Consider the following 16,379-nt stretch of genomic DNA (forward strand, 5'->3'; position numbering starts at 1 on the left):
ATTTTAAACATAACTTAGTTGCGAATCACCATTACTGGGATATCCGCTTGGCCGAGAATGCTTTGCGCTACGCTGCCAAGGAACAGCTTTTTGAAGCCCGTGCGACCATGGGAACCAATCACGATCAGGTCAGAATTTAAATCTTTAGCTGCTTTGACAATCTCGCTATAAATTACCTGACCCTCAAGGAACTGTGTATCCACTTCAACACCGGCACCAGAGAATTTTGCTTTGGCTTCATCCAGCGTTTTCAGGATGGAAGTACGGGCACGTTCAATCAGGTCATTGGTTTGTGCCGCAGAGATATATTCCGCAGCGATATAAGGGTCCAGTGCCAGCACTTGAACCACTGTGACTTTACTGTTAAATGCTTTGGCAATTTCTACAGCTTTATCCACTGCAGCATACGATGTTTCTGAACCGTCAACAGGTACTAAAATATGTTCAAAAGGCATTAGAATTCTCCTGAGGGGAATTTAGAGTTATTAGAAAATTATGACGCGTTAAACCGGGTACGAATAGTTGTTTATACTTTGATCATAGCCTGTATTGTATAAAAATAAAACCAAGTAAATACATAGGTATAATGTCTAATAGATTAAAGAATGAAGCACCTGTTTAGAGCTATTGAACAGAGTTATTTATTTAGCCTAAGTTAATAATTTATATGTAATTAATGTGATAGCCTAAGACAGTGATTAATCACATCGAATAGAGGTCGGGTCTAATTTTATTTGCGGTGACAGCTGTTCATAGCGATTTAAAATTGTTTGAGTTTCACCTGCATAAATTTTTTGCTGTAGCTGCCGGATTTTATGTTCTGTCACATGTAAACGCGCACAATGTAATGCAATCTGATTTTCCCGGGTTACCGCCAGTCGTTGGCTCTGATCATATTCCGGATAGCGCCCGATTTTCTGCTGTGCTCTGCTGAGTTGTGCCAAGGACCGTTTTTGCTGCATGCTCATCAGTTGCTGCTGATTAATCCACTGTGCCACATCACGTCTGACGCCATTATAATCTACGAAAATAGGCGAGATGATCTGGCAGGCACTCAGACTTGAAATGCCAATGAGTAAAATAAATATTTTGATTTTATACATCTAATGATTCCTCGAAGAATTAAATGGTGCTATGAATGCGTGAATTACATACTAAAAAAAGCTTTTTTGTTTAAAATTTAAAAGTTTATTCTGTATTTGCATAAAGACTGAACATTTGTTTTTTAAAATGCTTGACGATAGAAGCTGAAATTACGATAATGCGCACACAGTTTACGGCTATGTAGCTCAGTTGGTTAGAGCACCGCACTCATAATGCGGGGGTCACAAGTTCAAGTCTCGTCATAGCCACCATTTTAAAAGACCAAGCTCTCAGCTTGGTCTCTTTTTTTGTCTTTTAAAAAGCACTGCAAACCACAAAAAAATATTTGAAGCATCCACTAATTTTTAGTTTCCACAAAACATTATTTTTCCTTCTTGATGTTGGGGCTATTCTTCATTTTACTGCCGCATAAAAAAATCGCCCAAGCATTCCTTGGGCGATTCTGATTTACATCATTGAGAGCAGAATTTAGCTACCTGCTTTCCAGCCATTCACAATTGGATAACGACGCTCACGGCCATAAGAGCGTGAGCTGATACGTGGTCCAATGGCACCTTGGCGGCGCTTGTACTCATTGATATCAACCAGACGAATCACTTTTTTCACGACTTCAGCATCAAAGCCTTTGGCAATGATATCGTCTTGACTCATATCTTCTTCAATATAAGAGTACAAGATCGCATCTAGAATGTCATAGGCAGGTAAAGAGTCTTGATCGACCTGATCTGGACGCAGTTCTGCTGAAGGTGGACGGGTAATCACACGTTCCGGAATCACTGGAGTTTCTGAAATGCTGTTACGATATTTCGCCAGTTCAAACACAATGGTTTTATACACATCTTTCAGAACTGCATAACCACCGACCATATCGCCATACAGGGTGCAATAACCGACAGCTAGTTCAGACTTATTACCGGTTGCCAGCACCAGATTACCGAATTTGTTAGATAGGGCCATCAATAAGGTGCCCCGTGAACGTGCTTGCAGGTTTTCCTCGGTAGCATCGACTGGAGCGTTGCCAAAGAACGGGAATAGCACCTGCATAAAGCCGCTTACCACTGGATTGATTTCGGCAATACCGAAAGTCACGCCCATATTTTTGGCTTGAGCCGCTGCATCTTCCACACTGATTTGTGCGGTATAGGTATAAGGCATCATCACAGCTTGAACTTTGTCTGCGCCAAGCGCATCTACAGCAATCGCTAGGGTCAGGGCAGAGTCAATGCCGCCAGACAGTCCCAGAATCACACCTGGGAAGCCAGAACGCTGTACATAATCACGTGTAGCCATGACCAGGCTTTGATAAATCTCAGCCATGGTGTCTAAAGCAGGTGCAATTGCACCTTTGCTGAATTGCAGTTGTTCAGCATTAAATTCTGCAATTGCCAGATTTTCCTGGAAAGTTGGTGCCTGTAAAGCCACCTCGCCAGATTTGTTGAGCACAAAACTGGTACCGTCAAAGATCAGATCATCTTGGCCACCGACCTGGTTACAGTACACCAGATTGATATTTAGCTGTTTGACCAAGGCCGCCATGGTTTCAATGCGATGTTGTGGTTTACCCACTTCATATGGCGATGCATTCAGTACCAAAGCTGTGTCGATATTCAATTTTGCCAGTTGCTGAACAGTGGCTAAAGACCAGACATCTTCACAGATCAGTACGCCAAATTTATGTCCAAGATACTCAAAAACCAGATGCTGATGACCTTCGCCAAAATAACGCTTTTCATCAAATACGCCATAGTTTGGCAACACTTGCTTGTTATAAACACCCAGTACTTCGCCATCTTTCATGACAGCAGCCGAGTTATAACGCTGACCATCTTCAGTTTGATTAACAAAACCAAAGACCATGACAATATCTTTTACTTCAGTCAGTTTTTCAAAAGCCGCTTTGGTGCGTTTCACCAGGCTCGGGCGAATTAATAAGTCTTCTGCAGGGTAGCCCAGCGTTGAAAGTTCAGGAAAGATAATCAGATCCGCTTTATCTTTTTTAGCCTGATTGGCCAGATCAATCATTTTTTGCGTATTTGCATCCAGATTGCCCACATGTGGAGAGAATTGAGCAATCGCAATTTTAAAACTTTTCATTCCAAGTAAATCCTATTCCTATAGGTTGATACACTAAATTACTGATTTTTATAATTCTAATTATTCAGTTGAGTGCACTTCGATATTCATAAAATGCCAAATGGCTTAAATAAAAAAACTTTTTATCGCATGATCATTGAATCTTAATCTGCGATGCAAAATAATCATACCGGCCTATTTTATCGAAATTTTATCGATAAGCTAGAGTTGATTTAGCAGAACAGGCATTGAGTGAAAAAAGTTATTATATAAAATTAGAAAATATGCTGATTTTTTATGCATCTAGGCTTATGTAGATTTAAAGACTGAAATCTAAATTTTGGCTTTTAAAATATGCCTTAGCTATATTGTTTGGAATTAAACTGATTAAATATCATCTGTTTATTTGGGGATTTAAAATAATATTCGGAATTTTTTTTAGAAAAATATCTCGGGCAATATCGCCTTGTTGTTCAATATTGTAGGTTGAAAATGATTTGTTGGGATTAAATTGATATTTGTACGGATTATATTTTCCCAAGCTGAGAAAATAAGCACTTTGTAAAAATGCCCCTTTTAAAAGCACATTGATCCGGCATTGATGTTGATAAATATGCGCCATCTCATGAATAAATAGTGCCTGATAAGATAAACTCTCGCGCGAATAATCTTCGCGATAATTTAAATTGCGTACATGGATGTAGCCACTGGGCGCCATAATGACATGTTTGGATTGCCAGGGCAGGTAGGGGTGATTCATGATTTTAACGCGGGAATAGTCGATCAGGTTGCCAAATACTTGTTGGGAAATTTTGATTTCACCAGACGTTAAACTGCGGCACTTAAACTGTTCAAAACGAACCAGTCTCAAAATAAAGGGCAGAAAATACAACAGCATTCAATATACATCCTATTTTTAGGTGACTTAATCCGTGAATATGATTTTGATATATTCATTTTAAAACGTTTCAGGTCAATTTTTTGTAGGCTTTTGTCAGCACTAAAAAAACCACCCAAGAGGGTGGTTTTTTTGAGTCTTTCGACGCGGTTCGAATTAACGAACGATATCGCGTTGAACTTCGCCAGTATAAAGCTGACGAGGACGACCGATCTTGTAAGGACCGCTGTGCATTTCTAACCAGTGGCTGATCCAGCCAACAGTACGTGCAAGCGCGAAGATTACAGTAAACATTTCAGTCGGGATACCAATCGCTTTAAGGATGATACCTGAGTAGAAGTCTACGTTCGGGTAAAGGTTACGCTTGATGAAGTATTCGTCAGAAAGCGCGATACGTTCAAGTTCCATAGCCAATGCAAGCTGTGGATCATTGATGCCAAGTGCACCAAGAACTTCGTCACAAGTTTCTTTCATTACTTTCGCACGTGGATCGAAGTTTTTGTAAACTCGGTGACCGAAGCCCATTAGTTTAACTTCTTTAGTTTTTACTTTTTCCATGAAGCCAGCAACGTTTTCTACAGTGCCGATTTCGTCAAGCATCTTAAGAACAGCTTCGTTCGCGCCGCCGTGAGCAGGGCCCCAAAGTGCAGAGATACCAGCAGCGATACATGCATACGGATTCGCACCGGTAGAACCAGCTAAACGTACTGTAGACGTAGACGCATTTTGTTCGTGGTCAGCATGAAGCGTGAAGATACGGTCCATTGCTTTTGCAAGAATTGGATCAACTTTATAATCACGGTCTGCAGGAGTAGCAAACATCATGTGCAGGAAGTTTTCTGCATAACCAAGGTCGTTACGTGGGTAAACGAATGGTTGACCGATGGTGTACTTGTAGCTCCAAGCCGCCAGCGTAGGAATCTTCGCGATTAAACGAATTGCAGTGATTTCACGGTGGTTCACATCTTCGATATCAAGGTTGTTGTGATAGAACGCAGACAACGCACCAACCACACCAACCATGATCGCCATAGGATGCGCATCACGACGGAAACCATTGTAGAAACGGCTAACTTGATCGTGAACCATTGTATGGTTACGTACTTTAGCGTCAAATTCTTCTTTTTGCTCAGTAGTTGGAAGTTCGCCATTTAACAATAAATAGCAAGTTTCCAAGTAATCAGCTTTAGTCGCCAATTGATCGATTGGGTAGCCACGGTGTAAAAGTACACCTTTGTTGCCATCGATGAACGTGATTTTAGACTCGCACGCAGCTGTCGCCATAAAACCAGGATCAAAAGTAAAGTGACCTGCAGCCAACACATCTTTAACGTCGATTACATCTGGGCCCAATGTGCCGCTGTAAATTGGTAGTTCAATTTCTTTGCCATCAAGCTGTAAAACGGCTTTCTTGCCAGTTGCTTCAGACATTCAATAGATCTCCTGTCCTGGTGAATGTATATCCGCTTTGTCTATCAATCTTTTAATGCACAAAACGGACGGATCAAAAATTTGCTATAAGATTAGTGAGTACTGAAATTTTGTCAATTATACTTATGGATGAAAAATGACGGCCGCACAGCAGTTTAGTCACATTCGCTCAGTATAAAAAGTTCAGTAAAATCACAGCATCAAACCTCTATAATAAGTCAAATTGATGCAGAGGTGCAGAAAAAAATAGACTGCTTGGGGCATTTGTAAGCGTTTTTTCCTAGCAAGAAATGCGGGTGAAAATAGTGAGAGATTAAGGTGAACATGCTTAAAACTATATAAATCTCATAACTTACATCGTTTTTACCAAGCTGAATTTCACAGGTAGAATTATAAATAAAAGCAATTAATTGAATTTTGAATCCGGTTCAATTGATTAAAAAGTAGCTTAATAAATGGCCAACTTTGCAGCAAAGCTAGGCAGGATAAAAATAAATGAATGATTTTTTGAATCTAAATGCTTCAAATTGATTGAAAAACCCATCATCTGATGCACTAAGTCGCTATTTAACATCAGGTTATCTGAATCACTGTGCTGCTGCTGAATTGGGGCAAGTGGTCTGTTAAATATAGGCGCTTGATTTAAATCTGAATTAAAAAGAGATTTAAATAATATTTGTGATGGAACTGTGCGTCTTTAGTCTAAAACTCAAACATGGTCCTGCAGGCTTAAAACCGAGTGAATTGATCATCTTAATTATTTAAAAACAATCATATAGATAGGAATCGAAAGGGCGGAATAATATATTAAGCCCGACTTATTGTTGTTAATGATTCTTATTTAATAGTTTTTTATCCAAAAAGCCAAATTCAGCCGTTTGTATTTTAATAGTTCACGTTTTATAATTCAGTGTCGTTTTGATTTTAGGCATGTATTTGCCTAAGAATGCCAGCTTTCCTTCGAATTAATTCCAACAAACTCCGGATGGAGTTTTTACTTACAGGATGCCCGCTGTGAAAAGCAACAGACCTGTCAATTTGTCCATGGGTCAAGTTTTAGAAGTAAACTTAAAATCACCCGTGGCTATTGCATCAATTCTACACCGTCTTTCAGGTGTTATCGTATTCTTACTCGTACCGGTCCTTCTATGGATTTTAGATAAGTCATTGTCTTCGCCTGAAGGTTTTGCGCAAGTTCAAGAAATCTTTAACGGTTTCATTGTTCGTTTCATTGTATGGGTATTTGTCGCCGGCTTGATTTTTCACTTTATTGCGGGTGTTAAGCATTTACTTGCTGACATTGGCGTTGCTGAAGAACTAGAAAGTGGCCGTGTTGCATCTACTATCGCATTAATCTTGTCTGCAATCGGTATTGTTGCAGCATTTGTATGGATCGTACTCTAATGAAAAGCGCTACTGGTTTAACAGGTTCAGGTTCTCGCGATTGGTTTCTCCAACGTGTCAGTGCTGTAGTTCTAGCTGTTTATACCGTTGTTGTACTGGGTTGGATTCTACTGAATGGTGGTTTCAACTTTGAACAGTGGTACGGCTTTATGATGACAGTTCCAATGAAGATCATGTCTTTGTTGGCGGTCTTATCTCTTGTTGCACACGCATGGATCGGCATGTGGCAGGTATTCACGGATTATGTGACTACTCGTCAAATGGGTCCTTCAGCTTCAGGTTTACGCCTTGTACTGACTTCAGCAGTGATCATTGCTGTACTTGCATATGCAATCTGGGCGATCCAGATTTTTTGGGCGAATTGATAGGAAACAATCATGGGCGCTATAAACCCTAAAGAAGATTACACAAATATTCCGCATGAAACTTTCGATGCTGTCATCGTTGGTGGTGGTGGTTCAGGTATGCGTGCGTCTTACCAACTTGCTCAAGCTGGTTTGAAAGTTGCGGTTCTGACTAAAGTATTCCCAACTCGTTCACACACTGTTGCAGCGCAGGGTGGTATTGGTGCATCTCTTGGTAACATGCAAGAAGATAACTGGCACTACCACTTCTACGATACTGTAAAAGGTTCGGACTGGTTAGGTGACCAAGATGCAATCGAGTTCATGACTCGTGAAGCGCCTCAAGTGGTTTATGAACTTGAACATCTAGGTATGCCATTTGACCGTAATGCTGACGGTACAATTTACCAGCGTCCATTCGGTGGTCACTCAGCAAACTACGGTGAAAAAGCTGTGCCACGTGCATGCGCTGCTGCCGATCGTACCGGTCACGCACTTCTTCACACGCTTTATCAAAGCAACGTGAAAATGGGCACTCAATTCTTCGTTGAATGGATTGCGCTTGACCTGATCCGTAACGAAAAAGGCGACGTTCTTGGTGTTACAGCAATTGATCAGGAAACTGGTAAAATTGCAGTATTCCAAGCAAAAGCGACTTTGTTCGCTACTGGTGGTGCTGGTCGTGTGTACCGTGCATCTACAAATGCTTATATCAACACTGGTGACGGTCTTGGTATGGCTGCTCGTGCAGGTATTCCATTACAAGATATGGAATTCTGGCAATTCCACCCAACGGGTGTTGCGGGCGCAGGCGTATTGTTGACTGAAGGTTGTCGTGGTGAAGGTGCAATCCTTCGTAACAAAGACGGCGAACCGTTCATGGAACGTTATGCTCCAACTTTAAAAGACTTGGCGCCACGTGACTTCGTATCACGTTCTATGGACCAAGAGATCAAAGAAGGTCGTGGTTGTGGTCCTAAAGGCGATTACATCCTGCTTGATATGACGCACTTGGGTGCTGACACGATCATGAAACGTCTTCCATCTGTATTCGAGATTGGTAAGAAATTCGCGAACGTTGACATCACTAAAGAGCCAATTCCGGTAGTACCAACGATCCATTACCAAATGGGTGGTATTCCAACGAATATTCATGGTCAGGTGGTTGTTCCTGAGTCTCGTGAAACTGAAGCGCTTGTTGCTAACTACAACAAAGACACTGACGTTTACTCTACAAATGCCGAAGGTCGTGATTTTGCTAAGCCAGTAAAAGGCTTCTATGCAATCGGTGAATGTTCATGTGTATCTGTACACGGTGCGAACCGTCTAGGTACGAACTCATTGCTTGACTTGGTTGTATTTGGTAAGGCTGCTGGTCAACATATCATTGAATATGTGACTAAACAGCACGATGGCGAATATGAGCCACTTCCAACAACCGTGCTTCAAGAAACTGTTGAACGTATTCGTAAACTTGACGAATCAACTACAGGTGAGAATGCGCAAGACGTTGCTGATGCAATCCGTGACATCGTTCAAGACCACGCTGGTGTATTCCGTACATCTGCGCTTCTAGACGAAGGTGTGAAACAGATTCTTGCAATTGAACCGCGCGTACGCAACATTCATTTGAAAGACAAATCTAAAGTATTCAACACTGCACGTATTGAAGCACTTGAGGTTGAAAACTTGTATGAAGTTGCGAAAGCAACGCTTATTTCAGCTGCTGCTCGTAAAGAATGCCGTGGTGCACATACGGTTGTAGACTTTGAAGAGTCTCCAGACCATGCTGAATACCCATATGGCCGTCGTGATGATGAGTGGATGAAGCACACTTTATGGTTCTCTGCGGACAACCGTTTAGAGTACAAGCCAGTTCGTTACCGTCCATTGTCGGTTGACGCGATTCCACCTAAACCACGTACATTCTAATCAGGAGAATTCAGATGAGTAGAGGTACTCGTACATTTTATATCTACCGCTACGATCCTGACAAGGATAAAGCACCGTACATGCAAACTTTCAAACTTGAACTGACTGACAAGCACCGTATGTTGCTTGATGCACTTCTTGCATTGAAAGTACAGGACGAAACTTTAACGTTCCGTCGTTCATGTCGTGAAGGTATTTGTGGTTCTGATGGCGTAAACATCAATGGTAAAAACGGTTTGGCGTGTCTTTGGAACCTGAACGACTTACCAAATGAAATTACTGTTCGTCCATTGCCTGGTCTTCCTGTAGTGAAAGACCTAGTGGTTGACATGAACCAGTTCTATGATCAGTACAACAAGATCCATCCATTCTTGATCAACAACCAGCCTGCGCCTCCTAAGGAACGTTTACAGTCTCCTGAAGAGCGTGAGCATCTTGATGGTCTGTATGAGTGTATTCTTTGTGCATGCTGTTCAACTTCATGCCCGTCATTCTGGTGGAACCCGGACAAGTTCTTGGGCCCTTCAGCATTGTTGAACGCTTACCGCTTCATCATTGACTCGCGTGATACTGGAACGCAAGAGCGTTTGGCTCGTCTAGACGACCCGTTCTCATTGTTCCGTTGTAAAGGCATCATGAACTGTGTATCTGTATGTCCTAAAGGCTTGAATCCAACTAAAGCAATCGGTCACATCCGTAATATGCTTTTAGATATGGCAGGCTAATAGGCTGCTCTTTGCAGTTTAGAAAAAAGCACACCTTCAGGTGTGCTTTTTTTATGCAAACTATTGGAAAAATTAAAAAATCATAGGATAAAAATAAAGATACTATACTTAAAATGTATAAAGTTGAGTGAAACAGTCAGGAAAAGGGTAATGGCTTTGAGTGCCATATAAGAAGAACATGTGATTATTTTGGGTATTTATGATTTTTAGATGTAAAACTGACCTGAAAAATAGCAAGAACGATGTTATTATATAACGGAAATTTAAGGGGGGAGTGGATTGAAAGGTTTGCTCTCTTTTTATTTATCGGAAATGCTTAGGACTTAAGTCTACATTGAATCTATTTTTGAGATAAAGCACCATATATTAGAGTAAAATATCTGAACTGTATTTAGCCAATTTATGGAAGGTATGTGTCAAAAAAATCAATTGAAAAGTTGAGAACATGTTAGCATTTAGCCCATGACTATGTTTAAAAAATGCCACGCCAGGTACATTTTTTAAACACTGCATAATCAGGGACTGGTATATAAAAGGTAGACCCGAGTCGCTTTAGAAAAAATCTTTGTTAATGCTTGCTTTTTTCTAAGTCGATTTGCAAAAAATTGCCCGGTTTCGATCGGGTATTCAATGAGTGATGATGCCGCTGAGGGGCGTTATTGTTCATTAAACATATCAAGATTTTCTTGGTGTGGTGATAACGCCTCATGGCTTATGCCTTATGGGGGACTAGTATCATATTACCAATTTGATGCTAATAATCCTGGGTTTTGCTTAAAAAGCATCCTGAAAATGTTTTTGCAATAGGAAATGGGTCCACAAATGCAAGAAGTTGCTGACGCTCTGCGTCTTGACACTGAACTTTCCGCTGATAGTGCAGCGTATATTGAAGAACTTTATGAGCAGTATCTGACTGCTCCAGACTCAGTGGGTGCTGACTGGAGAGCGTACTTCGATAAATTCCCAAAAGGTGATCAACCACACAGTAATGTACGTGAGCAATTCCTACTTTTAGGTCGCAATTCAAGCCGTATTCAGCCTATTGTTCAGTCGACAGTCAGCTCAGAGCATGAACGTCGTCAAATTGGCGTGCTACAGCTGATTGCTGCGTACCGTAACCGTGGCCACCAGAAAGCAAAACTGGATCCATTAGGTTTGGCGAAGCGTGAAGTTGTGCCTGATCTAGATCTTGCTGCGCATGGTTTGACTCAGTCTGACTTAGACACAGTATTCAATACTGGTAACCTGGCGATCGGTAAAGAAGAAGCGACTTTGGCTGAAATGGTTCAGTCAATGGAAGCCACTTACTGTGGTTCAATCGGTGCTGAATACATGCACATCGTGGACACCAAAGAAAAACGTTGGATTCAACAACGTCTAGAAAGTGCACGCGGTCAATATGGCTTCAATGCTGATCAAAAGAAACATGTCCTTGAGCGTTTAACTGCAGCTGAAGGCCTAGAAAAATATCTTGGTAATAAATTCGTTGGTGCCAAACGTTTCGGCGTTGAAGGTGGTGAAGCATTCATCCCGATGGTCAACGAAATTATTCAGCGTGCAGGTTCTGTAGGCTGTAAAGAAGTTGTGATCGGTATGCCTCACCGTGGCCGTTTAAACCTTCTTGTTAACATCATGGGTAAGAACCCGGCTGACCTGTTTGGTGAGTTCGAAGGTAAATCTATTCATAAGAAAGGTTCTGGTGACGTTAAGTATCACCAAGGCTTCTCTTCAAACGTCATGACTCCGGGTGGCGAAGTTCACTTGGCATTGGCATTTAACCCGTCACACCTTGAAATCGTTGGCCCTGTGGTTGAAGGTTCGGTACGTGCACGTCAAGTACGTCGTAAAGACATTGGCGGCGATGACGTATTGCCACTAATCGTACACGGTGATGCTGCATTTGCAGGTCAGGGCGTTAACCAGGAAACTTTCCAGATGTCACAAACTCGCGGCTATACCGTGGGTGGTACAGTGCACATTGTGATTAACAACCAGGTTGGTTTCACGACGTCTGATCCACGTGACGCGCGTTCTACAGAATACTGTACTGACATCGCAAAAATGATTCAGGCACCGATCTTCCATGTCAATGGTGATGATCCTGAAGCTGTGGTATTCATTTCACAATTGGCACATGACTTCCGTCATACATTCCGTAAAGACGTTGTGATTGACATGTTCTGCTACCGTCGTCGTGGTCATAACGAAGCGGATGAGCCAGCTGCAACTCAACCAATGATGTATCAAGTGATTAACAAGAAAGCGACCACGCGTACGCTTTATGCTGATCAACTGGTACAGCAGGGTGTTCTTGATCGCGCAAGTGCAGATCAGATGGTTGAGAACTATCGTGCAGACCTGGAAGCGGGTAATCACGTTGCTAATGCACTGGTACTTGAACCAAACAAAAAAATGTTTGTGGACTGGACACCTTATTTAGGTCATGAGTACACAGACGAGTGGGATACAACTTTCCCAATCGAACGTCTAAAAGAGCTTGGCAAGAAAATGCGTGAGCTTCCTGAAGGCTTCGTAATGCAGCGTCAAGTTGCAAAAGTGATCGATGATCGTCTGAAAATGCAAACGGGCGAGATGCCATTGAACTGGGGTGCTGCTGAAACTCTGGCGTATGCAACTGTACTAGATGATGGTTACTTGCTTCGTTTAACGGGTGAAGACGTAGGTCGTGGTACTTTCTCACACCGTCATGCAAAACTGCATAATCAGGTAGATGGTTCAACTTATCTTCCACTGTGTAACCTGAAAGAAAACCAGCCGCGTACTGCAATCTATGACTCTTTGTTGTCAGAAATGGCTGTATTGGCATTTGAATATGGTTATGCGACGACTCTTCCTAAGAGTTTGATCATCTGGGAAGCACAATTCGGTGACTTCGCAAACTGTGCACAAGTTGTCATTGACCAGTTCATCTCATCTGGTGAAACCAAATGGGAGCGTGTATGTGGCTTAACTATGCTTCTTCCACACGGTTTTGAAGGTCAAGGTCCAGAACATTCATCTGCACGTTTGGAACGTTTCTTGCAGCTATGTGCTGAAGACAACATGCAAGTCATCACACCGACTACGCCTGCGCAGATTTTCCACGCATTACGTCGTCAAGCGATTCGTCCAATCCGTAAGCCATTGATTGTTACTTCGCCGAAATCTTTACTTCGTCACAAGCTTGCTGTATCTAGCCTTGAAGAGCTTGCAAACGGTACATTCCAAACCGTGATTGATGAAGTAGACAACATCAACAAGTCAGATGTAACCCGTCTGGTTCTGTGTGGTGGTAAGGTGTATTACGACCTAGTTGAAAAACGTCGTGAAAAAGAATTGAACAACACTGCAATTGTACGTATTGAACAATTATATCCATACCCAGAAAAACGCCTGGCAGAAGTGCTTGCGCAATATCCAAACGTTAAAGAACTTGTTTGGGCGCAAGAAGAACCGAAGAACCAAGGCGCTTGGTTGTTCATCGCACCGCGTCTATATGACGACGTGATGAAAGCGGGTAAACAAGTACGTATTAGCTATGCAGGCCGTGAAGCTTCTGCTGCACCGGCATGTGGTTCACCATATTTGCATGCAAAACAACAAGCTCAGCTCATCAACGACGCGCTTGCGATCGACGCTGAATAATCCAGGAGATTCTAAGTAATGGCAACCGAAATTAAAGCACCGGTATTCCCAGAGTCAGTTGCGGACGGTACGATCGCAACTTGGCACAAACAACCAGGTGAAGCAGTGTCACGTGATGAAGTGATCTGCGATATTGAGACTGATAAAGTTGTTTTAGAAGTTGTTGCTCCTGCAGACGGTACACTTGCATCTATTATTAAAGGTGAAGGCGATACTGTTCTTTCAGCTGAAGTCATTGCACAGTTTGAAGAAGGTGCTGTTTCTGGCGCTACGCAAACTCAAGCAGTTCAGTCTGAAGAGAAAGTTGAACAAGCTGCTGCGCAAACTGAAGCGGGTAATGCACCGATCGTTGAACGTCAACAAGTACAGGATCAGGCTCCAGCAGTGCGTAAAGCATTGACTGAATCTGGTGTTGCAGCTGCTGACGTTGCAGGTACAGGCCGTGGCGGTCGCATCACGAAAGAAGATGTGGCAAATCATCAAGCGAAACCGGCAGCACCTGCAGCGCAACCATTAAGCGTTGCAGTGGGCGAGCGTATCGAAAAACGTGTTCCTATGACTCGCCTTCGTAAGCGTGTTGCTGAACGTTTACTTGCAGCGACTCAAGAAACTGCAATGTTGACCACGTTCAACGAAGTGAACATGAAACCAATCATGGAAATGCGTGCTCAATACAAAGATGCATTCGAGAAGCGTCATGGTGCGCGTCTTGGCTTCATGTCATTCTTCGTTAAAGCAGCAACTGAAGCACTTAAACGCTATCCAGCGGTAAATGCTTCAATTGATGGCGATGACATCGTGTATCACGGTTACTACGACATCGGTGTTGCAGTTTCATCTGAGCGTGGTCTAGTGGTTCCTGTTCTTCGTGATACAGACCGCATGAACTATGCTGAAGTTGAAAATGGCATCCGTGCATATGCTGGCAAGGCACGTGACGGTAAACTGGGTATCGAAGATATGACTGGCGGTACATTCACCATTACTAATGGTGGTACTTTCGGTTCATTGCTTTCTACACCAATTCTAAATACGCCACAAACTGCGATTCTGGGTATGCACAAAATCCAGGAACGTCCGATGGCGGTGAATGGTCAAGTAGAAATCTTGCCAATGATGTACCTTGCACTGTCTTATGACCACCGTTTAATCGATGGTAAAGAAGCAGTTGGTTTCCTTGTAACAATCAAAGAATTGTTAGAAGAGCCGGCGCGTCTTATCCTTGATCTTTAATTTTTAAGAATATATTTATGGGCTTAGGGAAAAAACTCTAGGCTCATTTTTGGAGATAAACATGTCTCAATTCGATTTAGTCGTAATTGGTGGTGGCCCGGGCGGCTACGAAGCAGCAATTCGTGCAGCTCAACTTGGTTTCAAAGTTGCGTGTATTGAAAAACGTATTCATAAAGGTAAACCCTCTTTAGGCGGTACTTGCTTGAACGTGGGTTGTATCCCGTCTAAAGCATTACTTGACTCTTCTCATCGTTATGAAGATACCGTTCAGCATCTAGATGATCATGGTATTACGACCGGTGACGTTAAATTTGATCTTTCTAAAATGCTGGCTCGTAAAGACAAAGTTGTAGATCAATTGACTGGCGGTATCGATCAATTACTTAAAGGTAATGGTATCGAGTGGTTAAAAGGTACGGGTAAACTGCTTGCAGGTAAAAAAGTAGAATTTGTTTCTCACGAAGGTGAAACTCAAGTTTTAGAGCCTAAATATGTGATTCTTGCGACGGGTTCTGTACCAGTAAATATTCCAGTGGCTCCTGTAGATCAAGACTTAATCGTTGATTCTACTGGCGCACTTGAATTCCCAGAAGTACCTAAGCGTTTAGGTGTGATTGGTGCGGGCGTGATCGGTCTTGAGCTTGGTTCAGTATGGCGTCGTTTAGGTGCAGAAGTTGTTGTATTTGAAGCAATGGATACATTCTTGCCAATGGCTGATAAAGCTTTGGCAAAAGACTTCCAAAAACTGTTAACTAAGCAAGGTATGGATATCCGTATCGGTGCAAAAGTTGCAGGTACTGAAATCAACGGTCGTGAAGTAACGGTTAAATATAACCAAGCTGGTGAAGACAAAACTGAAACTTTCGATAAATTGATCGTTTGTGTCGGTCGTCGTGCCTATGCTGAAGGTTTATTGGCTGATGATTCAGGCATTAAATTGACTGAGCGTGGTTTGGTTGAAGTCAACGATTGGTGTGCAACTTCGGTTGAAGGTGTATACGCGATTGGTGACTTGGTACGTGGTCCAATGCTTGCACATAAAGCAATGGAAGAAGGCGTAATGGCAGTTGAACGTATTCACGGTCATGCTGCACAAGTGAACTATGACACGATCATTTCTGTAATTTACACACACCCAGAAGCGGCGTGGGTAGGTTTAACAGAACAGCAAGCGACTGAAAAAGGTCACGAAGTTAAAACTGGCCAATTCGGTTTTGCTGTGAACGGTCGTGCTTTAGCTGCGGGTGAAGGTGCTGGTTTCGTTAAGTTTGTTGCTGATGCAAAAACTGACCGTCTACTTGGTATGCACGTGATCGGACCTGCTGCGTCTGATATCGTTCACCAAGGTATGATCGCACTTGAGTTTGTATCTTCAGTTGAAGATCTACAGTTGATGACTTTCGGTCACCCGACATTCTCTGAAGTGGTACATGAAGCTGCACTTGCAGTTGATGGTCGCGCGATTCACGCGATCCAACGTAAGCGTAAGTAATTCGAAAAAAGAGCGACTTAGGTCGCTCTTTTTACATTTCATGGTTGTTTTTATTGGAACAATCATCTAAAAATAAAGATAACGATTTTAAGAAATGC

General features: G+C 42.3%; 12 protein-coding genes and 1 tRNA gene. 8 read left to right on the top strand and 5 right to left on the bottom strand.

Annotated elements, in window-relative coordinates; genetic code table 11:
- Positions 1-14: 14 nt before the first annotated feature.
- Together NI466_RS01995 and NI466_RS02000 are read right to left on the bottom strand one after the other, a co-directional pair.
- The gene (locus NI466_RS01995; RefSeq protein WP_253172531.1) at positions 15-455 is read right to left on the bottom strand and encodes a universal stress protein; all 441 of its coding nucleotides are present in this window, start codon (positions 453-455) and stop codon (positions 15-17) included.
- Between the two features lie 243 nt (positions 456-698).
- A complete protein-coding gene (locus tag NI466_RS02000) occupies positions 699-1,103 on the bottom strand; it encodes a hypothetical protein (RefSeq protein ID WP_253112785.1) in 405 nt (134 codons plus the stop codon).
- Between the two features lie 175 nt (positions 1,104-1,278).
- On the opposite strand from NI466_RS02000, the gene NI466_RS02005 reads away from it, so the two are divergent.
- Positions 1,279-1,355, top strand: a tRNA-Met gene (locus NI466_RS02005).
- 217 nt (positions 1,356-1,572) lie between these two features.
- Here the strand turns inward: NI466_RS02005 and NI466_RS02010 are convergent.
- From NI466_RS02010 to gltA, 3 genes are all read right to left on the bottom strand, one after another.
- On the bottom strand, positions 1,573-3,198 hold the full coding sequence (locus NI466_RS02010; protein WP_004730268.1) for an NAD+ synthase: 1,626 nt from the start codon (positions 3,196-3,198) through the stop codon (positions 1,573-1,575).
- Positions 3,199-3,571: 373 nt separating this feature from the next.
- Positions 3,572-4,075: a hypothetical protein gene (locus tag NI466_RS02015; RefSeq protein ID WP_253172532.1), complete on the bottom strand. Its 504-nt coding sequence runs from the start codon at positions 4,073-4,075 to the stop codon at positions 3,572-3,574.
- Between the two features lie 156 nt (positions 4,076-4,231).
- Entirely contained in the window at positions 4,232-5,506 is a 1,275-nt protein-coding gene (gltA, locus tag NI466_RS02020; protein ID WP_129717195.1) for a citrate synthase, read from the bottom strand.
- A 1,005-nt stretch (positions 5,507-6,511) separates the two neighbouring features.
- On the opposite strand from gltA, the gene sdhC reads away from it, so the two are divergent.
- From sdhC to lpdA, 7 genes are all read left to right on the top strand, one after another.
- Positions 6,512-6,910 (top strand): succinate dehydrogenase, cytochrome b556 subunit, encoded by a 399-nt coding sequence (gene sdhC / locus NI466_RS02025; protein WP_085064488.1) that lies wholly within the window; start codon positions 6,512-6,514, stop codon positions 6,908-6,910.
- Entirely contained in the window at positions 6,910-7,275 is a 366-nt protein-coding gene (gene sdhD / locus NI466_RS02030; RefSeq protein ID WP_004279431.1) for a succinate dehydrogenase, hydrophobic membrane anchor protein, read from the top strand. Before sdhC ends, sdhD begins: the two co-directional genes overlap by 1 nt.
- 12 nt (positions 7,276-7,287) lie before the next feature.
- Positions 7,288-9,186, top strand: coding sequence for an FAD-binding protein (locus tag NI466_RS02035; protein WP_004646289.1), 1,899 nt, complete (start codon positions 7,288-7,290; stop codon positions 9,184-9,186).
- 14 nt (positions 9,187-9,200) lie between these two features.
- Positions 9,201-9,911: a succinate dehydrogenase iron-sulfur subunit gene (locus NI466_RS02040; RefSeq protein ID WP_253172533.1), complete on the top strand. Its 711-nt coding sequence runs from the start codon at positions 9,201-9,203 to the stop codon at positions 9,909-9,911.
- Positions 9,912-10,733: 822 nt separating this feature from the next.
- Positions 10,734-13,556, top strand: coding sequence for a 2-oxoglutarate dehydrogenase E1 component (locus NI466_RS02045; protein WP_004279434.1), 2,823 nt, complete (start codon positions 10,734-10,736; stop codon positions 13,554-13,556).
- 18 nt (positions 13,557-13,574) lie between these two features.
- Entirely contained in the window at positions 13,575-14,789 is a 1,215-nt protein-coding gene (gene odhB / locus NI466_RS02050; protein ID WP_004279435.1) for a 2-oxoglutarate dehydrogenase complex dihydrolipoyllysine-residue succinyltransferase, read from the top strand.
- Between the two features lie 61 nt (positions 14,790-14,850).
- Complete coding sequence (gene lpdA, locus NI466_RS02055; protein WP_005104642.1) at positions 14,851-16,281, top strand: dihydrolipoyl dehydrogenase; 1,431 nt, start codon at positions 14,851-14,853, stop codon at positions 16,279-16,281.
- The last annotated feature ends 98 nt before the right edge of the window (positions 16,282-16,379 follow it).

The organism is Acinetobacter lwoffii (assembly GCF_024129595.1).
Classification (GTDB): domain Bacteria; phylum Pseudomonadota; class Gammaproteobacteria; order Pseudomonadales; family Moraxellaceae; genus Acinetobacter; species Acinetobacter lwoffii_O.